The sequence below is a fragment of the Methylobacterium sp. D48H genome (assembly GCF_053345715.1).
In genome coordinates this window covers 819582-838940 of sequence record NZ_JBKFAP010000001.1, presented here as the reverse complement: position 1 = coordinate 838940, position 19359 = coordinate 819582, and the positions used below count along the sequence as shown (strand labels likewise).

Below are 19359 nucleotides of genomic sequence, written 5' to 3'. Positions count from 1 at the left end.
CCCGCCCACGGCCCCGCCGCGCGCTCAGGCCCCGCCCTGCGATCGACTGCCGAAGCATAGTGCACGCTCGACTGCGACACCACGCGCGAGCCGCCGCGCAGTTATCAAAATGCCAGCCGCATGCCGCCGACGATGTTTCGCGGAGCACCCGCGAAGACCGATCCCGTGGTGGTCGCCAGCACGGCGGCGCCGTTCTGGAGTCCGGTCGTGCCGCTGATGCTGTTGGCGAGGTTCTGCGCGGAGGCGACGTAGGTCGTGTCGAACAGGTTGCGCACCTCGACGTACAGGCTCAGCCGCTTCGCGTAGCCGCCCGTCAGCTCCGTGGCGTAGTGCAGGTTGGCGTTGACCACCGCGTAGCCGGGCGCCTTCAGCAGGTTGGCGTTGTCGAGGTAGAAATCGCCCTGGACGACCGTCTCCACGAAGGCGCCGAGACCCGCGAGTGGGCCGCTCGGCACGTCGTAGCCGAGGCGGGCGAGGAGCTGGTGGGCCGGAACCCCGGGGATCCGGTTCCCGGCCCGGTCGAAGGACCGGGTCAGGCTGCCGGCGCTGAGCTGCTCGGTGTAGCGGGTGTAGATCTGGTCGTCGAACGTGTAGGCCAGCGTCCCGCGCCAGCCGGGCGCGAAGGCCCAGTCGGCGCCGACCTCGATGCCGCGATGCTCCGAGGCCGGCGCGTTGAACGTGTAGGCGAGGAGGCCGGCCCCCGGCGATTGCGAGACCAGCTCGTTGCGGAAGAACTCGTAGAACCCGGTCACGCTCAGGCGGAGATCGGCCACCGGGCTCCACTCGGCGCCGAGATCGAAGCCGAGGTTCTCCTGCGTCCGGAGCTGCGTGTTGTTGCCGGGCAGCCCGGCCGGGGTGATGAACAGGTTGCTGGCGGCCGGCGTGGTGTAGCCGGTGGCGACCCGGCCGCGCAGCGCCCAGGCCGCGTCCGGCCGGTAGACCAGGGCCAGTTCGGGGGCGACGTTGAGGAAGGACCGGTTCGCGTCCGCCACCGTCCGCGTCGTGCCGCTCGCCGCGTACGCGTAGGCGATGTTGCGCCCGGTGATCGAGGTGGTCTCGGCGCTCAGGCCGAGGATGCCGGTCCACTGGTCCGACAGCGCCAGCTCTAGCCGCGCCCGGCCGCCGAGGTTCGACTGCACCGCCGCCTGATCGCCGATGAGCGCCCCGAGGCGCGGGCCGTCGTACGGGGCCCGGTTGAAGGTGGTGATGTGGTTGTCGATCGTGTTGTAGGCCAGCGCGACGTATCCGGTCGCCGGCAGGCCGAACAGGTCGCCCCGCCGGGTCAGGTCGGTCAGGAAGTTCCAGGACGGGTAGGAGCCCCGCGACGAGGTCGTGTAGAACGGCTGATCGAAGTTGCGCTCGTCGAAGCCGAGCTGCGTGCGCCACGTGGTGAACGCGTCGATGTCGTGCTCCCAGCGGGCGGCCACGAGGGTCCGGCGGTCGTTGCGCCCGAAGCCGCCCTCGTCGGCGGTCACCGGCACGGTCGCGCCGAACGCCCCGTTCCGGAACAGGTTGAAGGTGGTGCAGCCCGGGGTCGCGCTCGCCGCGGCGGCGCAGCCGCGCTGGTACGGGTTGATCCGGTACTGGGCCAGCGACGCGCGGGCGGGCAGGTTGGCGTCGAGGGTGTTGTTGATCACCTTCAGGGTGAAGCGGTTGTCCGGAGTCGGGGTGTAGCTCGCGAGCAGGTTGATGGTCTGCGTGTCGTAGCTCGCGTGGTCCTGGTAGCCGTTCGCGCGGACATCGCTGGCGAACAGACTGATCTCGAACGGGCCGCTGACGCCGCCGACGGTGAAATAGTTGCTGAGGTAGCCGAAGCTGCCGGCATCCACCCCGATCTCGTAGCCGTCGATCTCCCGCCCGGTGCGTGTCCGGAACGCGATGGCGCCCCCGGTGGCGTAGTTGCCGAAGAGCGGCGATTGCGGCCCGCGGAACACGTCGATCCGGCCGTAGGCGCGGGGGTCCGTGAGGTCGAAGCGCGACGCCCCGTCCGGCTGGGTGAGGATGAAACCGTCCTCCAAGACGACGGTGTTCTTGATCACGCCGGTGGAGCGGGCGTTGTTGCCGCGGATCGAGATGACCACGTCGCGGCCGCCGTTCCCCTGCCGCACGGTCACGCCGGGGCTGTTCACCAGGACCGAGCCGATGCTGGTCGCCGGCCGGTTCGCGATCGTGTCGTCGCGGCCGATGCCGGTGACGATCTCGCCGACCGGGTGCTCGATCACCGCGGGCGCCGAGCCCGGCGGCGCCGCCACGCCGAAGGCCGGCGCGGCGGGCCGGCCCGCAACGGGCGCGGCCTCGCCCTCCACAGAGAGTTCCTCGAGGGTGACGGCGGCCTGGCCGAGGGCGGGGAGGGGGCTTCCGGCGAGCAGGAACGCGAGGGCGCCGCCGCGCAGGACGGGGGAGTCGGAGGTCATCGGAGGTCTCGTCTGATCGATGGGGCGAGCGGCGGCGCCGCCCGGAGGACGGGCGATCAGGCGGAGCGGGGCGGCCCGCGGGGCTGGCCGATGACGGCGGGGACCGACGCGGTCCGGACGGGGGGCGGGATCGGCCACGCCACCGCCGTCCAGCGCAGGCGGCGCGCGAGGCCGGGCGCGTGCGGGAGCAGCGGCGGGACGGCACCGGCCCGACACAGCCCGCAGAGGGCGCAGGACCCCGGTGCCGGCGCGCCAGGGCCGACCGCTGCGTCACCGGCCTGATCCGGCGCGTGCCCGCGCAGGATCTGGCCGGGCAGCGCGCCCCGATCCGCCTGCACCATCCGGAGCGCGACGGCCGGCGCGAGCGCCTGGATCCAGAGCGCGAGCGCGATCAGCACCGCGCCCGGGAGGCCCGGGCGCCCGCGTCTCAGGCGCGCAGACGTGTGCACGGGCACGGCGCCCGCCCGCACCGGCTCAGCGCGCCCACCGTCTTCGGAGCCGGCCCGCGGCGAGGTCGAGACCGACCATGGCGCCGATGGCGAGCCCGGTCAGCGGGAAGAGCGCTCCGAGGCCGAGGATGATCGCGGTCACGGTCGCGGCCACCCGCCGATCCGCGGGCCAGGGTGGCACGCCGAGGCCGCCGGCCGGGCGCCGCTTCCACCACATCGTCCCGGCGGTGACGGCGAGCAGGAATGTGGCGAGGCAGAAGCCCAGCATCGCCAACTGGTTCGCGCGGCCCCAGTGCTCGCCCTTGTGGATGCCGATCCCGTACTGGATCGCCCGGCCGACCGGTCCGAGATCGGTGAAACGGACGTCCACCAGCGGGCGGCCGGAATACTGGTCGAGGGTGATGACCCGCTGCCGCGTGACGTCGCGCGGGTAGATCGCGGCGGCGTAGACGCCGTCCGTGCCGACGGGCAGCGCCAGCTCGAAGCCGGGGGGCATCCCCAGACGTCGAAGGATCGCCACGGCTTCGTCGATCCCGACGCTCGCGGCCGCGGCCGGCACGGAGCGCGGCACCGGCGCGTCCTGCAGGGTCCACCCGGCATCCTCCAGCCGGTCGCGCAGCGGCACCGTCGAGACCGGCCGATTCGCCCAGAGCGCGGCCGGTTGCCCGAGGCCGACGGCGTTCGACCACGCGCGCAGTTCCTGCCCCCACCAGATCGACCAGGGCAGGCCCGTGAGGGCCAGGAAGAGCAGCCCGCCGCCGGCCACGAACCCGGTGACGGCGTGAAGGTCGCGCCACCACACGCGCCGGCGCGGGCCGCCCCGCACCGTGACGACGCCGCCCGCGCGGCCGCGGGGCCACCAGAGATACGTGCCGGTCAACACCAGGACGATCGCGAAACCGGCGACGATCTCGATGACGGCGTTCGCGAGGGGCCCGACCAGGGCGAGGCTGTGCAGTCCGCGGACCACCGCCATGAGCTCGCGGTCACGGTCGACGCGGTCGAGGACGTCGCCGGTATAGGGGTTCAGGTAGACGTGGATCCGGCGGTCGCCGGAAGCGAGCGTCACCCGTGCCGCGGCGTCCGGCGCGGCCGGGTCGATGTAGGTGACGGGCGCGCCGTCGGGCACGGCCTGCAGCGCGTTGAAGATCAGCCGGTCCGGGCCGATCGGCGCCGTCGCCTGCGGCGCGACCCGGGTCCGGTACGCGAACAGGCTGCCGTTGATCTCGTCCTTGAACAGGTAGAGTGCGCCGGTGGCCGAGAGGCCGATCAGGAAGGGCAGGCAGAGCAGGCCGGCGTAGAAGTGCCACCGCCAGACGGCCCGATAGACGGCGTCGCGGGACAGTCGCCGCGTTGCCGCCGCCCCGTACGCGGGGGCGTCGCCGTGGAGAACAATCGACATGATGGGAGGTCCGTGCCTGAACGATCGGGAGCGGGATCGTCAGGCCTTGGGTGGACCTCGCGCGGTGCCCGTCGAGGCCGGCGGGCCGGTCTTCGGGATCTCGGATTCGGGGCGCCACGCGCGGCGCGTCTCGGCGGCGACGGGCCAGTCGGTCGCGGTCGGGTTGATAATCGGCAGGACCAGCGCGCCGGCCTGCACGAGCGTGCAGCACGGATGCGCGTGCGCCACCGGGCCGGCGGGGTCACCCGAGGCGTGACCGGCACAGATCACCGCGTCCGGATCGACCCGGGCCTGTGCCGGGATGGCGAAGCCGAGGAAGGCTTGAAGCAGCAGCGCGTAGAGCGCGACCAAGCCGATGATCGCGCGCCCTCGAACCGTGAGAGGCTGGCACCGGCGCATGGACCGATCTAGGCGGCCGCGCCGCGGCGCGTCAACGGCCGACCGCTGTTCGGTCCGTGCCAGACTCGCGCCTCGCTGAGGATCAGAGGATGCGCCGGGTTCCGGGCAAGAAAAAACCCGCCGGATCTGAGATCGGGCGGGCCGGCGCGGTGGCTGGGGGACCTGGATTCGAACCAGGACTAGAGGAGTCAGAGTCCACCGTTCTACCGTTAAACTATCCCCCAATCAGCCGTCAGCCCTGCGCATCCGGTTTCGAAGATGGCGGGGCAGAGCCCGCAGCGCATCGAGCGGCTCCGGGCGTGGGCGGTGAGATAGGCGGAATGGTTCGGGAGGTCAACCGGTTGTTCTGCGGTTGACGCCACCTCGGCCGCGGCCGTAACCGTGAGGTCGCCGATGCTGCCAGGAAGGGTGGCCGAGTGGTTTAAGGCAGCGGTCTTGAAAACCGCCGTGGGGGCAACTCCACCGTGGGTTCGAATCCCACCCCTTCCGCCAGTAGGCCTGGATTGTGGAGAGATCCCCGCCGTTTGGCGGTCCACCCCACCATCTGCCCCACCAGTTGACGGGGCTCGTTGGCTCAGGGACCCCCGACCGTCTCCGGGCTGCGCGAGGCCGCCGAGATCACGGATCAGGCGATCGACGCCGCGGTCGACGTGGTGCTAGGGCGCGACCGGGGCCCACTCCTCATCGGAAACGTCGGACGGATACGGCTCGCGGGCAGGGCTCATCCCCACCCATCCGAGCATCAGCCCGACCCAGGACCCTAACAGCCTGAGAGCGCGTCTGATGAGCAGAACGCACAATAGCCCCGCGCGGCGGTGTCGGCGGGGCAGAAGATGATGCTCTGGAAGAGCCGGAGCGGGTGTCGCATACCGCGGACCATATTGCCAAGCCTGATGTGTTAGGTCCAGCAGTTGCCGGCGCCAGCGGCTGAGCTATTCTCATGTCCGAAGCGCGTCCAGAAGGGTGGGCGTGCGAGGAACGCGACGACCGTGTCGGGCTGCCGGAGCCGGTCCTGATTGTCCGCTCAGGATGGCAATTGGATGTCGCGCTTTCGTCTCGAAGCGGACGTGCTGCCTCCGGTTCGATCCTGCTGATTGGACCGATGCGCGCTGGTTCCCCGCGCGGACAGAAGGGGAAGCGGTCCGATAGGTGTTGCTTCGACCAGACACTGGCGCATCATCTCATGCGGCAGGTGCCCCTATGGAATGCCTAGGCCCTCAACCCGGAAGGCGACCGGTCATAAGGCGGGCAGGGCATCGTGACGCGTTATTCATTGTCGCGGATGCAGTCAGCGCAATAAGATCAAGCATCGTGAGGAAACTGCTCGCAAATAGGCGATATGATACTCTCATCAAATGAGAGACTTTAAGATAGCGTCATGGCTTCGGATCTTCCTTTGTCCGCGTTCCGCATCTTCGAGGCAGCGGCGCGACGTCGCTCTTTCAAGGAGGCTGCCGGCGAGCTGAATCTCTCGGCCAGCGCCGTCAGCCACGCCATGAGCAAGCTCGAGGAGTCGCTCGGCGTGCCTCTCTTCGAGCGCGTCGGGCAGGGTATCGCGCCAACGACAGCGGGAGAGGCGCTCCTCGATCACGTCAGCCGGGCTTTCGCCGAGCTGCATCGCGGGCTCGACATGATCTCGACGCGCGGCTCGCAATTGCTGCGCCTGCATTGCGCCCCGAGCTTTGCCGCACAGTGGCTGACGCCCAGGCTAGCGGGTTTTCTGCGCGACCATCCTGGGATGGAGGTGCGACTGGCCGCAGGCATGGACTACGCGCGCTTCACCAACGACGAGTTCGATGCCGATATCGTCTACGGCCCCCCGCGCGGCGAGGGCTTGCTGCGCATGCCTCTCGGCGTGGAAACGGTGACGCCGCTCTGCGACCCGTCGCGAGCAGAGCAGATCAAGAAGCCGTCCGATCTGTTCCGGCATCCCTTGATCCAGAGCGACACGAAACTGGTGCGCTGGCCGCACTGGTTCGACAAGAACGGCCTCACGGCGCCGGCATCCGCAGCCCTGCGCTTCGACCGCAGCTTCCTGGCATTGACCGGAGCGGCCGACGGCCTCGGCGTCGCCCTGGAGTCGACACGACTCGCGGAACGGGAAATGACGATCGGACGCCTCGTGGCGCCGCTTGCAGGTCGGTCAGTGGATATCCACTACACCGGTCACCATCTCGTCTTTCCGCCATCATCGCGACGGCGCGAACCTCTGAGGATCTTCGCGCGCTGGCTCGCTAAAGAACTGTCTGTATCGCCGATCTCGGAGCTGGAATAGCGTTTAATGAATTTCATTCATGTTTGAATGCAATCTTCGCGTTTGTTCATTGCCTCTCGGGCAGCCATAAGGGCGTCAACGATAGGACGCGAGGAAACGGCTCGGACGCTGACGCCCGTCAGAGCGCGGCCCAAGAGGGTGAGCTGGCTTCATGCCACGCTTTCTCCGCCTCCCATCGCAGAAGAAGCCGGGTTCGGCCGGTTTGCAGGGAGGGTCTACATGCTTCTCGAGAACAAGGTCTGCGTGATCACCGGGGCGGCCTCCGCCCGCGGCATCGGCAAGGCCACCGCGCGGCTCTTCGCGAAGCAGGGCGCCCGCGTCGTCATCCTCGACCTAGACGCCGGCCAGGCCGAGGCGGCCGCCCGCGATCTCGGTGACGGTCATCTCGGCCTCGCCTGCAACGTCACCGACCGGGGTGCATGCCAAGCTGCCGCCGATGAGACGATCGCCCGCCTCGGCTCGATCGACGTGCTGATCAACAACGCCGGCATCACCCAGCCGCTCAAGCTGATGGATGTGGGGCCGGAGAACTATGACGCGGTCACCGACGTCAACCTGCGCGGCACGCTCTACATGAGCCAGGCCGTGGTCCCGCAGATGCGGAAGCAGAAATCCGGCTCGATCGTCTGCATGTCGTCGGTCTCGGCTCAGCGCGGCGGCGGCATTTTCGGCGGCCCGCACTATTCCGCGGCGAAGGCCGGCGTCCTCGGCCTGCAGAAGGCCATGGCTCGCGAGCTGGGCGCTGACAGCATCCGGGTCAATTCCGTCACTCCCGGTCTGATCCAGACCGACATCACCGGCGACAAGCTCACCCCCGAGCTCAAGGTCGAGATCGCCAAGGGCATCCCGCTCGGCCGCCTCGGCGTCGCCGACGACATCGCCAATGCCTGCCTGTTCCTGGCCTCCGACCTGTCCGCGTACATCACCGGCTCGGTGATCGACGTGAACGGCGGAATGCTGATCCACTGAGAGGGAGGACCTCATGTCAACCGAACGGCCCCACGAGGGTTCGAACATCTCGCTGGCCGACCGGGCCTACAATATCCGCCGCCACGCCCTGCTGATGGGCGAGGTCCAGGGCCAGGGCTACATCGCCCAGGCGCTCGGCATCTCCGATGTGCTGGCGGTGAGCTACTTCCACGCGATGACCTACCGTCCGGAGGATCCGGAATGGGAGGGCCGCGACCGCTTCTGCCTCTCCATCGGCCACTACGCCATCGCGCTCTACGCGGCGCTGATCGAGGCCGGGATCATCCCGGAGGACGAGCTGACGAGCTACGGCGGCGACGACAGCCGCCTGCCGATGTCCGGCATGGCCGCCTACACGCCCGGCATGGAGATCACCGGCGGGTCGCTCGGCCACGGGCTCGGGATCGCGGTCGGCATGGCGCTTGGGCTCAAGCGGAAGAACGCGAAGAGCTTCGTCTACAACCTATTCTCCGACGGCGAGCTCGACGAGGGCTCGACCTGGGAGGCCGCCATGTCGGCCGGCTCGTTCAAGCTCGACAACCTGATCGGCATCGTCGACGTGAACGGCATGCAGGCGGACGGCCCCTCGCACGGGGTTCTCAACTTCGAGCCGCTGGCGCCGAAGTTCGAGGCGTTCAACTGGTTCGTTCAGCGGGTCGACGGCAACGATATCGACGCGCTCGTGAAGGCCTTCGATGCCGCCCGGCACCATCCTGGTCCCGAACCCCGGGTGATCATCTGCGACACGAAGATGGCCAAGGGCGTGCCGTTCCTCGAGGAGCGCGAGCGCAACCACTTCCTGCGGGTCGAGCCGGCCGAGTGGACGCAGGCGCTGGAGATCCTGGACGAGGGGAGGGTGCAGTGAGACGCTCGAAATATGAGAGGCCCGCGCCGCGCGTCGGCGGCGGCGCCAAGACCTCGGCGATGATCGCCTCGCTGGCCGCCCCGGGGCAGCGCACGAAGCCCGCCCCGTTCGGCCACGCCCTCGTGGAGCTCGCCAAGACCCGGCCCGACATCGTCGGCCTCTCGGCGGATCTGGCCAAGTACACGGACCTGCACATCTTCGCGCAGGCCCATCCGGACCGGTTCTACCAGATGGGGATGGCCGAGCAGCTCCTGATGAGCGCGGCCGCTGGCCTCGCCCGCGAGGGGTTCGTCTCGGTCGCCACCACCTACGCGGTGTTCGCGGCGCGGCGCGCCTACGACTTCATCTGCCTCGCGATCGCGGAGGAGAACCTCAACGTCAAGATCGCCTGCGCGCTGCCCGGCCTGACCACCGGCTACGGGCCCAGCCATCAGGCGACCGAGGATGTCGCGATCTTCCGCGGCATGCCGAACATGACGATCCTCGACCCGTGCGACGCGCACGAGATCGAGCAGATGGTCCCGGCGATGGTCGCCCACCAGGGCCCGGTCTACCTGCGGCTGCTGCGCGGCAACGTCCCGCTGGTGCTCGACGAGTACGGCTATCGGTTCGAGTGGGGCAAGGCCAAGACGATCCGCGATGGCCGCGACGTGCTGGTGATCTCGTCGGGCCTGATGACGATGCGCGCCCTGGAGGTGGCCGAGGCCCTGCGCGAGGATCGGGTCGACGTGGCGGTGCTGCACGTGCCGACGATCAAGCCGCTCGACGCGGCGACGATCCTGGCCGAGGCCCGTCGCGGTGGGCGCCTCGTGGTCGTCGCCGAGAACCACTCGGTGGTCGGCGGCCTCGGCGAGGCCGTGGCGGGATTGTTGATGCGCGACGGTACCCTGCCGGAGCGCGGCTTCCGTCAAGTCGGCCTGCCGGACGAGTTCCTCGACGCCGGAGCGCTGCCGACCCTTCACGAACGCTACGGCATCTCGACCGAGGCGATGGCTCGAAGCATCCGCGGTTGGCTGTAGGCGCAGCCGTCGCTCGCGCCGACAAGCGACTGCTCGCACCCATAACTGAGCTGAATTGAGATGATCGCGGATCTCCGCGTCCGCGATCATGCTGTGCCGTAGAATGATTTCTCTATTCATTCGGTCGCATCGCGCGCTCTGAGCGATGATGCGCGCCTGAAAACAATTATCGAATTCAATATTCGATCAAAACAATAAAAACGCTCAGCAAAAGGGCGACCTGCGCGCATGGGCAGAGGCCGGCGATCTCAAGGACCGTAGCAGGCGGGATCGCGCCACCGAGCATCATCAGGGAGTGAAATCGTGAGCACATTCAACATAAGCCGTCGGACACTTCTTGCCGGCGCCGCGGCTGTCCCGATCTTCGGCATCATCACGCGCCGGGGCGAGGCCGCCGAATTCGGCTACAAGCTCGCCACCGGCCAGGACCCGACCCATCCGGTCAACGTCCGGGCGCAGGAAGCGTGCGACCGGATCCGCGAGACGACGAGCGGGCGCGTCGACATCAAGTTGTTCCCGGCCAATCAACTCGGCTCGGACACCGACCTGCTGTCGCAGGTGCGGAACGGCTCGGTCGAGTTCTTCAACCTCTCACACTCGATCCTGTCGACCTTCGTGCCGGCGTCCAGCCTGCCCAACACCGGCTTCGCCTTCAAGGATTACGATGCCGTCTGGAAGGCCATGGACGGGGCGCTCGGCGACTATGTCCGCGCCGAGATCGCCAAGACGCCGATCACGACCATCTGCAAGAGCTGGGACAACGGCTTCCGTCAGATCACCTCATCGACCCGTGAGATCAGGACGCCCGAGGATCTGAATGGCTTTAAGATTCGCGTGCCCCAAGCACCGATGCTTACCTCGCTCTTCAAGGCCCTCGACGCCGGGGCCGCGCCCATCAATTTCAACGAGCTGTACTCGGCGCTCCAAACCAAGGTCGTGGAGGGCGAAGAGAACCCGCTGCCGATCATCGCCACCACGCGCCTCTACGAGGTGCAGAAGTCCTGCAGCCTGACCGGCCACGTCTGGGACGGCTACTGGATCCTCGGAAACAAGCGCGCTTGGCAGAAGCTGCCCGAGGACCTGCGCGCGATCGTGACCAGGGAGTTCGACCGCTCGGGTCAGGATCAGCGTGCGGACGTGGCCAGGCTCAGCGACTCTCTGCGCACGACCCTGTCAGAGAAAGGGATCAGGTTCATCGATGTCGACCGAGAGCCTTTCCGTGCCGCTCTCGCCAAGACGAGTTTCTACAAGGACTGGAAGGCGAAGTTCGGTGAAGTCGGCTGGAGCCACCTCGAAGCCGTATCCGGCAAGCTCGGTTGAGGGTGGGGTGTTATGCACGTCGATATCGCCGCCGCCGCCTCTGTCGAGGCAACGCCCAGTCACGGCCTGCACGGGCCCCCGCTGAGCGGTCACCCATGGCTCGGGACCGCCGATCGGTTCCTCGGTCATCTCGTCGAGATCCCGGCCGCTCTGCTGGTGCTGGCCGAGATCGGTGTGCTGCTCGCCGGCGTCGTGAGCCGCTACGTCTTCCATGAGCCGCTCGTCTGGTCGGACGAACTCGCCGGCATCCTGTTCCTGTGGCTCGCCATGCTGGGCGCCGTGGTCGCCTTCCGCCGCGCCGAGCACATGCGCATGACGGCGATCGTCGCCATGACCGGACCCCGCACCCGCGCCTTTCTGGAAACAGTCGCGCTGGTGGCCGGCCTGATCTTCGTGAGCCTCGTCCTGCACCCCGCCTACGAGTTCGCGGCCGAGGAAATCTACGTCCAGACGCCGGCCCTCGATCTCAACAATGCGTGGCGCGCCGCTGCCTTGCCGATCGGCCTCGGCCTGATGCTGCTGGTCGCCGTCATCCGCCTCTTCGAAACGGCCGATTGGCGGATGACGGCCGGCGCGCTGGTGCTCGGCATTGCGGTCGCGGGTGGGCTCGCCGCCCTCCAGCCTTGGCTGGCGGGGCTGGGCAACCTCAACCTGCTGCTGTTCTTCGTCGTCGGCGTCGGCGCGCTGGTCTTCTCCGGCGTGCCGATCGCCTTCGCGTTCGGCCTGTCGACCTTCGCCTACATCACGCTGACCACCAACGCCCCGTCGATGGTGGTGGTCGGTCGCATGGACGAGGGCATGAGCCACCTCATCCTGCTCGCCGTGCCGCTGTTCGTGTTCCTCGGCCTGCTAATCGAGATGACCGGCATGGCGAAAGCCATGGTCGGCTTCCTGGCCTCGCTGCTGGGACACGTCCGCGGCGGCCTGCACTACGTGCTGGTCGGGGCCATGTACCTCGTCTCGGGCATCTCCGGCTCCAAGGCCGCCGACATGGCCGCCGTCGCCCCCGTGCTGTTCCCCGAGATGAAGGCCCGCGGCGCCAAGGAAGGCGACCTCGTGGCCCTGCTCGCCACCACCGGCGCGCAGACCGAGACGATCCCGCCCTCGATCGTGCTGATCACCATCGGCTCGGTCACCGGCGTGTCGATCACCGCGCTGTTCACCGGCGGCCTGATGCCGGGCCTCGTCCTCGCCGCGACGCTGTGCGCGCTGGTCTGGTGGCGCTACCGCCGCGAGGACCTGAGCCACGTCGCCCGGCCGTCCGGCCGGGTCATCGGCCGCGCCTTCCTGGTGGCGATCCCGGCGCTGGCGCTGCCCTTCGTGATCCGCTTCGCCGTGGTCGAGGGCATCGCCACCGCCACCGAGGTCTCGACCATCGGCATCGTCTACGCGGCGCTGGCCGGCCTGCTGATCTACCGTCAGTTCGAGTGGCGGCGGCTCTACCCGATGCTGGTGACCACCGCCGCCCTGTCCGGCGCGATCCTGCTGATCATCGGCGCGGCCACCGGGATGGCCTGGGCGCTCACGCAGTCGGGCTTCTCGGAGACGCTGGCCGTCGTGATGAAGGGCCTTCCGGGCGGCGCGCTCGGGTTCCTGTTCGTCTCGGCCTTCGCCTTCATCATCCTGGGCTCGGTGCTGGAGGGCATACCGGCGATCGTGCTGTTCGGGCCGCTGCTGTTCCCGATCGCGCGGGCGGTGGGCGTGCACGAGGTGCACTACTCGATGGTGGTGATCCTCGCCATGGGCATCGGCCTGTTCGCCCCGCCCTTCGGCGTCGGCTACTACGCGGCCTGCGCCATCAGCCGGATCAACCCTGACGCCGGGATGCGCCCGATCGTCGGCTACATCCTGGCCCTGCTGGTCGGGCTGCTCGCCATCATCCTCGTCCCCTGGTTCTCGATCGGGTTCCTCTGAGGCGCTGCAACGCGATCCAGGAAGCGGCTGCATCCAACGGAATGCAGCCGCTTCCTCGTCGGGGGACGGTCCGATCAGCGCATCCTGGGAGGTGCCGCCGACCCGCGAGGCCGCACGGCCCGACCGAAGAGGGCGGCGAGCGCGGCCTGTCGCTCATCGGTCGCCCAGGACAAGGCCACGTGCTGGATCGGATCGCCGCTTGCCCCCGCGATCGCGTGCGACTGCGCCGGCTCCTTCCATTGCACGCGCGTTCTGGCCCGGAAGATCGGGGCTGCAATGCCTTGAGGGCCGGCACCGATCGCCTGCCTGAACAGCTTCTGCGGCGACAGCAGGGGCGGACCCGAGGCTCATCGCGCGGCGACGTCCGAGCATCCGGTCGAGCATCACCCAGCGTTCCGATCCGCTGGCCGCGATGACGCGGTAGAGGCCCCGCCGTCACCGGCCCTCCAGCCCGTCACGGCCGTTCCGTGCGGCGCCTCGATTGACCGTCAGCCAGTACGGCCGCAGCCGCGCGGCGCCGTGACTGATTTGCGCCACGTGCCCGATACGGTTAGTCAGCCTTAACCGTGTCGTCTTTCCCTGCTCGATGGCGCGACGCGACCGGCGGGCGTTCAGGCGATGGCCTGTCGCAGCCGATGCTCACTTCGTCCGCGCGACCTGCAGGACATTATTAACTATTCGCGGATTGCTTGTTGGCAATCTTGATTTGACAGCGCGCCACGTCCGGCGAACCAGAACGGTGATGAGACGGCGTCGATGCTTGATCTGACGGGCTATCGCCTGACCTACGACGACGAGTTCAACGCGCGCAGCATCTCGCAGAACGGCGTCGGGACGACCTACCGCGATATTCGCGCCGAGTGGCGGTACGACGCCAACTCCGACATCGGCTTCGGCCGGTCCTCGTTCCTCGATTCCGGGTCCGGTTACGATCCCTTCAGCGTCCAGAACGGTGTCCTGACGATCACGGCGGCGCCGCCCGGGACGAGCGCGTCCGGCTATCCGGGCAGCTGGCAGTCCGGCCTCATCAGTACGCAGGGCAACTTCTCGCAGACTTACGGCTACTTCGAGATCCGCGCGGATTTCTCCAACAATCCCGATGCCTGGGACGCCTTCTGGCTGCTGCCGAATCAGCAGAGCCCGCAGTCGAGCAGCGCCAACGGGCACCAGGAACTCGACGTCGTCGAGCATTACGGAAACAACGACCGCGGCGTCTACAGCACGATCCACACGACCGACCCGCAGCCGCCCGGAACGACCTGGCAGCAGACCCGCCAAGTCTACAGCGAGATGCCCAATCCCAACGGGTATCACACCTACGGCATGAACTGGCAGGCCGATCGCATCAGCTTCTACGTGGACGGTCAGCTCGTCGGTTCGCAGGCGACGCCGTCCGACCTGCACAGCCCCATGTATCTGCTGGCCAACCTGGCCGTGCAGAGCACGGCGACGACGGGCACCCGCTTCAGCTCGAGCATCGACTATATCCGCGTCTACTCGAACAACCCCAACGCGGTCGCGGTGCCGCAGGACCGCGTGTCGTCGCCGGATGGCCGGGATCCGGGCCTGTACGGGGCGACGGCCGGTCTCCGGTCGGGCGCCGGCGCGGCCGGAGCGCAGCCGGGCGCGACCGGGTCGAACTCCGGTTCGACGGCGCCTGCATCGGGCGCCAACGGGTCGAATGGATCTTCTCAATCGTCCTCGGGAACGCCTCAAGGGACCGCGGCGTCGGGAAACGCCCCGTGCTACTGCACCGGCACGTCCATCAGGACCGACCGCGGCGACGTCGCTGTCGAGCGGCTCGCGGTGGGCGACAGGGTCGTCACGGCCGCAGGCCTGCATCGGCCGATCCGGTGGATCGGTCGCCGCACCTATCCCGGATCGTCGGCTCCGCCGACCGAGCGGCCTGTGCGCATCCGGGCCGGCGCGCTCGACGATGGCGTCCCCGCCCGCGATCTGCTCGTCTCGCCGGACCACGCCGTCTGGCTGGACGGGCTGTTCGTCGCCGCCGGCCACCTCGTCAACGGAACCAGCATCACCCGCGGTGAGCGCGTGATCGATCTCACCTACTGGCATGTCGAGCTCGACAGCCACGACCTGTTGCTGGCGGAGGGCGCGCCGGCCGAGAGCTTCCTGCCCGCTCCCGGCCTCCGGCGGCTCTTCGACGGCCGCGATCCGGACGACAGCGCGATCGGTCCGCAGGCCTACGCGCCGCGCACCGCGCTCGGTCCCCAGCTCGCCGCCCTGCGCAGGCGGCTGATCCGTCGGGCCGGCGCGACGTCGCGTCCGGGCGCGGTGCGGGCGTGGCTGGATCGCTGCGCGCTGCGCGCGGACGGCGCGCTGCGCGTGGCCGGCTGGGCCCAAGACGCCGCGCAGCCCGACGCCCCCGTATGCCTGGACATCGTGGTCGACGGGACGATCGTGGCGGTGACGGTGGCGGCGGAGTACCGCGCCGACATCGCGGCGGCGGGCGTGGGCGACGGTCGGCACGGATTCGACCTCGGCGTCGAGGCGCCCCTCGCTCCCGGTGTGCCGCACGTGGTCGAGGTGCGCCGCTCGATCGACGAGGCGGTCATCTGCGCCATGGCCGCGGACGCGGCGGGCGTGTGGCGGCCCCTGCTGGCCGCCTGACGCGCCACCGCGGCCGCGCGGCGGACGTCAGGCGCGCCGCATCAGGCTGGACGCGCGGAGGTCCGACGCGCGCAGGTCCGACGCGCGGCCGCGCGCGGCCGGACCGCGCGACCCGGCCATGCGCGGCGGCTCGGCCTGCCGGATCTGGTCGAGCAGCAGCGGGCGCGCGAAGTAGTAGCCCTGGGCGCAGCGGATCTGCGTGGCGCCGAGCAGGTAGGCGACCTCCTCGAAGGTCTCGACGCCCTCGGCAACGACCGTCATGCCGAGCGCCGCACCGAGCGACTCGATCGCCTTCAGGACGATCTGGCTGCGCGGCCGCTTGTCGATGTCGGTGATGAACGAGCGATCGATCTTCAACTCGTCCGCGGTGATGTCCGCTAGGGCCGCGAGGGACGAGTAGCCGACGCCGAAATCGTCGATCGAGACGCGCGCGCCGATCGCCCGGATCTTTGGCAGGACCTCGCGCTGGAAGCGGCCCGTCGTGAAGAAGGCCTCCTCGGTCAGTTCGAGCACGAAGCGCTCCGCGAGTCCCGTCTCGCCGAGCGCCGCGCAGAAGGCGGTCATGAACGGCACGTCGCAGGCCTGTTTGGCGGCGATGTTGAGGCTCACGGTGACGTCGGGTCCGAAAACCTCGTCGATGTCGGGCATCGCCCGCACCGTCTCGGCCAGGAGCTGCAGGGTGATCTCGTTGATCAGCCCGAGCTCGATGGCGAGGGCGATGAAATCGCCGGGCGCCTGGATCATGCCGACCTCGTCGCGCCAGCGCAGGAGCACCTCGACGCCCGTGACCGCGTGGGAGCGCATGTCGACCTTGGGCTGGAAGGCGCAGCAGAAGCAGCGGTCGCGGATCGCCAGCCGGAGGCGCTGCTCCACGGCCATGCGGGCCGTGGCGGCCTGGCGCATCGCGTCGTCGAAGACGCTGACGCCGCCCTTCAGCTCGCCCTTCACCCGGTACATCGCGTTGTCGGCCTGCCGGGCGAGGGTCTCGTAGCTGTCGCCGTGCTCCGGGAAGAGGCTGACGCCGATGGAGGCGGAGGCGAAGATCTCGTGCCCGTCGATGAAGAACGGCTGCTTCAGGCGCTCCGAGATGGCGCGCACGGCGGCCAGCGCCGCGTCCCCGTCGGTGACGGGAGCGAGGAGCAGCACGAACTCGTCGCCGCCGATCCGCGCCAGGAGGTCGCTCGGGCGCAGCGCGCCGCCGATCCGGTCGGACACCTTGCGCAGCAGGGCATCGCCCGCGGCGTGGCTGTAGTAGTCGTTGATGTGCTTGAAGTTGTCGAGATCGATGAAGGCCAGGGCGAACCGGTCTCCCGGCGCGGACCCCGCCAGGACATCCGCGATGCTCTGCTCGAACATCGTCCGGTTGGGCAGGCCGGTCAGGGCGTCGATGAAGGCCTTGGTGATCAGCTCCCGCTGGATCCGGTGATGGTGCGTGACGTCGATCAGGGTCGTCAGCGTGAAACCGTCCCGGTCCTCGGTGACCGGCCGCGTCCGCACCTCGAGCATCCGGTCGTCGAACGCCTCGACGGTCCCGGCGTCCCGGGCGCCGGCCGCCGCGGCGGGAAGCGCCTGGACGGCCCTGTCCCCGAGGGCGCGCGCCGCGGCGTTGGCGAGGACGCAGTGACCCTGGCCGTCATGGACCACGACCCCGACGGGTAGCGCCTGGATGGCGGCCTCGAGCAGGGTTCGACGCTCCGGGAAAGCGGGCTCGCTCATGCCCCGCCCTGCTGCCACAGGGGCTTGGCAGTCTGGGCGCCGGTCTGGGCGCCGGTCTGAGCTTGGTCGCCGCCCTCCAGGGGGCGGCGGAGGAGGCGGCGATGCACCTGCTCGAGGGCGGCGCCGTGCGGGCTGTCCGAGCCCGCCTCGCGCCCGAGGCGCGCCGCCGCGGCCGGATCGCCGTCGTACCCGGCGACCTTGTTCATGGTTGCCCCGCGCCAGCGCTCGACGACGGCGCCGACGAAGGCCGCGCCGGCGACGGTCGCGTCGTCCTCGGCGGCCCTGCCGCTCGCGTCGTTGCGCGGGTGACGGGCCGACGGCAGCGGCCGGAAGGTCATCCGCGCCGGGATCGGGACGCCCTCGCCGAAGGCGATGACCTCGCCGGTCCCCAGCGACGGCACGAAGGTGAGGAGGTTGGCGGCGTCCGACACGGCCGCGGCCAGGAAGGCCTGGTCGCGCGCGTTGGTCATGCGCATGGCGAACAGGGTGCTGCATTGCGACATGATCGTCGCGTCGAGCTCGGCCGGGCGCTGGGTGACCAGGCCGAGATGGACGCCGTGCTTGCGGCCCTCGCGGGCGATCCGCGCCAGAGCGCGGCGCGTCGGCGTGAAGCCGACCGAGCGGTCGGCCGAGGCGAAGCGGTGGGCCTCTTCGCAGACGAACAGCAGTGGGACGGCGCCCTCGCTCCAGATGCCGAACTCGAAGGCGAGGCGGCACAGCACGCACACGACGGCGTCGACGACCTCCATCGGAAGACCGGCGAGCTGCATGATCGTCATCGGCCGCCCGTCGGGATCGAGCCGGAACAGGTGCGCCAGGATCTCGCCCATCATGTCGCCGCCGACATTGGCGTTGTCGAACATGAAGCCGTGCCGGGGATCGTTCCGGATCGCCTCGATCCGGGTGATCAGCCGGTGATAGTGCATCCGGGAGACGCGGTTCTCGAGCCGACCCATCCGCTCGTCGATGAGCGCGAGCAGATCCTGCAGCATGTAGGGGACCGGCGTGTCGACCGTGTAGCCGGCGCCCTTGCCGAAGGGCCGCTTGACGATCTGGCGGTCGCTCGCCTCCTTGTACTGCCCGTACTTGCTCTTCGCGAGGGGGATCACCTCGGCCAGGATCTCGATCTCCTCGTCCACGGCCGGCCGGCCGCCGTAGATAACGTCGGCGATCTCCTCGAGGTTGAACAGCCAAAACGGCAGCTTGAGGGTCCGCGGGCTGATGACGCTCGCGCGGTCGCCGAAGCTGGCGGCGTACTCGTTGTGCACGTCCAGCAGGAAGACGCGCACGGACGGTCGCGCCCGCATCACCTCGTCGAGGATGACGGTGACGCCGCTGGACTTCCCGACACCGGTCGCGCCGAGCACCGCGAAGTGCTTGGAGAGCAGGTCGTCGATCTTGATGCAGGCCGGAGTCTCGGGATCCTGGTAGAGCGCGCCCACGGCCGCCGTGCCGGTCGCCGAGACCTGATGGACGATCCGGAGGTCGGTGGCGGACAGGAGTTCCACATCGTCGCCGATCGCCGGGTAGCAGCTCACGCCGCGGCTGAAGCGGTGCGCGCCGTGCGCCGCGACGATCTCGCCGAGCAGGTCGAGGCTCGCGTAGGCGCCCGGCCGGTGCCCGCGCTCGCTGCCCGAGGACAGCGTGGTGACGATGCCGACGAGGATCGCCTCTCCGGCACGGATCCGGACCAGATTGCCGACGGTGACGCGCACCCTGGGCCGGCCGCCCTGCACGATGAGTTCGAGATGGACCTTGGATCCCTCGATGGACGTCACCGCGCCCATGGGCGACGCGGCATCGTCATGCCGGACCGTTCCGTGGCCGCTCAGCATCGTTCGCACCTTGGTCAGAAACAGAATCGGCGCGATACTGGTCGGGCGTGATTAAACTTCTGACAAAGAAATATGGCCAGCGAAACAATGCTTAACCGATGCCTTACGGTTCGTGGGCATCGTCAAGGTTGTATTTGATGCCGCCTCGACG

General features: G+C 69.2%; 13 protein-coding genes and 2 tRNA genes. 8 read left to right on the top strand and 7 right to left on the bottom strand.

The annotated features are described in order from the left end of the window. Nucleotides 1-104: 104 nt before the first annotated feature. From ACLBX8_RS04125 to ACLBX8_RS04105, 5 genes are all read right to left on the bottom strand, one after another. Complete coding sequence (locus ACLBX8_RS04125) at nucleotides 105-2414, bottom strand: TonB-dependent receptor family protein (protein ID WP_447714642.1); 2310 nt, start codon at nucleotides 2412-2414, stop codon at nucleotides 105-107. A 56-nt stretch (nucleotides 2415-2470) separates the two neighbouring features. Beyond that, the gene (locus ACLBX8_RS04120; RefSeq protein ID WP_447714641.1) at nucleotides 2471-2863 is read right to left on the bottom strand and encodes a DUF2946 family protein; all 393 of its coding nucleotides are present in this window, start codon (nucleotides 2861-2863) and stop codon (nucleotides 2471-2473) included. A 25-nt stretch (nucleotides 2864-2888) separates the two neighbouring features. After that, nucleotides 2889-4265 carry a PepSY-associated TM helix domain-containing protein gene (locus ACLBX8_RS04115; RefSeq protein ID WP_447714640.1) on the bottom strand — a complete coding sequence of 459 codons (1377 nt, stop codon included), beginning with the start codon at nucleotides 4263-4265 and terminating at the stop codon, nucleotides 2889-2891. A gap of 39 nt (nucleotides 4266-4304) precedes the next feature. Continuing rightward, complete coding sequence (locus tag ACLBX8_RS04110; RefSeq protein ID WP_447698090.1) at nucleotides 4305-4616, bottom strand: hypothetical protein; 312 nt, start codon at nucleotides 4614-4616, stop codon at nucleotides 4305-4307. Nucleotides 4617-4814: 198 nt separating this feature from the next. Continuing rightward, nucleotides 4815-4888: transfer RNA gene (locus ACLBX8_RS04105), tRNA-Gln, on the bottom strand. A 178-nt stretch (nucleotides 4889-5066) separates the two neighbouring features. On the opposite strand from ACLBX8_RS04105, the gene ACLBX8_RS04100 reads away from it, so the two are divergent. From ACLBX8_RS04100 to ACLBX8_RS04065, 8 genes are all read left to right on the top strand, one after another. Next, a tRNA-Ser gene (locus ACLBX8_RS04100) sits at nucleotides 5067-5156 on the top strand. An 886-nt stretch (nucleotides 5157-6042) separates the two neighbouring features. After that, a complete protein-coding gene (locus ACLBX8_RS04095; RefSeq protein WP_447698075.1) occupies nucleotides 6043-6939 on the top strand; it encodes a LysR substrate-binding domain-containing protein in 897 nt (298 codons plus the stop codon). A 219-nt stretch (nucleotides 6940-7158) separates the two neighbouring features. Then, a complete protein-coding gene (locus tag ACLBX8_RS04090) occupies nucleotides 7159-7908 on the top strand; it encodes an SDR family NAD(P)-dependent oxidoreductase (RefSeq protein ID WP_447698074.1) in 750 nt (249 codons plus the stop codon). Between the two features lie 13 nt (nucleotides 7909-7921). Then, nucleotides 7922-8773 (top strand): transketolase, encoded by an 852-nt coding sequence (locus ACLBX8_RS04085; RefSeq protein WP_447698073.1) that lies wholly within the window; start codon nucleotides 7922-7924, stop codon nucleotides 8771-8773. Beyond that, nucleotides 8770-9792: a transketolase family protein gene (locus ACLBX8_RS04080; protein WP_447680261.1), complete on the top strand. Its 1023-nt coding sequence runs from the start codon at nucleotides 8770-8772 to the stop codon at nucleotides 9790-9792. The genes ACLBX8_RS04085 and ACLBX8_RS04080 overlap by 4 nt, the downstream gene beginning before the upstream one ends. Before the next feature lie 303 nt (nucleotides 9793-10095). After that, entirely contained in the window at nucleotides 10096-11112 is a 1017-nt protein-coding gene (locus tag ACLBX8_RS04075; RefSeq protein ID WP_447698072.1) for a TRAP transporter substrate-binding protein, read from the top strand. 12 nt (nucleotides 11113-11124) lie between these two features. Next, nucleotides 11125-13026, top strand: coding sequence for a TRAP transporter large permease (locus ACLBX8_RS04070; protein WP_447714639.1), 1902 nt, complete (start codon nucleotides 11125-11127; stop codon nucleotides 13024-13026). Between the two features lie 756 nt (nucleotides 13027-13782). Then, the gene (locus tag ACLBX8_RS04065; RefSeq protein WP_447714638.1) at nucleotides 13783-15657 is read left to right on the top strand and encodes a Hint domain-containing protein; all 1875 of its coding nucleotides are present in this window, start codon (nucleotides 13783-13785) and stop codon (nucleotides 15655-15657) included. A gap of 27 nt (nucleotides 15658-15684) precedes the next feature. Here ACLBX8_RS04065 and ACLBX8_RS04060 read toward each other — a convergent pair whose 3' ends face one another. Both ACLBX8_RS04060 and ACLBX8_RS04055 read right to left on the bottom strand, forming a co-directional pair. Further along, entirely contained in the window at nucleotides 15685-17373 is a 1689-nt protein-coding gene (locus ACLBX8_RS04060; protein ID WP_447698069.1) for a putative bifunctional diguanylate cyclase/phosphodiesterase, read from the bottom strand. Then, nucleotides 17370-19208, bottom strand: coding sequence for an ATP-binding protein (locus tag ACLBX8_RS04055; protein ID WP_447714637.1), 1839 nt, complete (start codon nucleotides 19206-19208; stop codon nucleotides 17370-17372). The genes ACLBX8_RS04060 and ACLBX8_RS04055 overlap by 4 nt, the downstream gene beginning before the upstream one ends. Nucleotides 19209-19359 lie beyond the last annotated feature (151 nt).

Bases quoted from the DNA above. Each gene is read 5' to 3' on its own strand.
- ACLBX8_RS04125 (WP_447714642.1), bottom strand. From the start codon at position 2,414: ATGACCTCCGACTCCCCCGTCCTGCGCGGCGGCGCCCTCGCGTTCCTG.
- ACLBX8_RS04115 (WP_447714640.1), bottom strand. From the start codon at position 4,265: ATGTCGATTGTTCTCCACGGCGACGCCCCCGCGTACGGGGCGGCGGCA.
- ACLBX8_RS04095 (WP_447698075.1), top strand. From the start codon at position 6,043: ATGGCTTCGGATCTTCCTTTGTCCGCGTTCCGCATCTTCGAGGCAGCG.
- ACLBX8_RS04090 (WP_447698074.1), top strand. From the start codon at position 7,159: ATGCTTCTCGAGAACAAGGTCTGCGTGATCACCGGGGCGGCCTCCGCC.
- ACLBX8_RS04085 (WP_447698073.1), top strand. From the start codon at position 7,922: ATGTCAACCGAACGGCCCCACGAGGGTTCGAACATCTCGCTGGCCGAC.
- ACLBX8_RS04070 (WP_447714639.1), top strand. From the start codon at position 11,125: ATGCACGTCGATATCGCCGCCGCCGCCTCTGTCGAGGCAACGCCCAGT.
- ACLBX8_RS04065 (WP_447714638.1), top strand. From the start codon at position 13,783: ATGCTTGATCTGACGGGCTATCGCCTGACCTACGACGACGAGTTCAAC.
- ACLBX8_RS04060 (WP_447698069.1), bottom strand. From the start codon at position 17,373: ATGAGCGAGCCCGCTTTCCCGGAGCGTCGAACCCTGCTCGAGGCCGCC.
- ACLBX8_RS04055 (WP_447714637.1), bottom strand. From the start codon at position 19,208: ATGCTGAGCGGCCACGGAACGGTCCGGCATGACGATGCCGCGTCGCCC.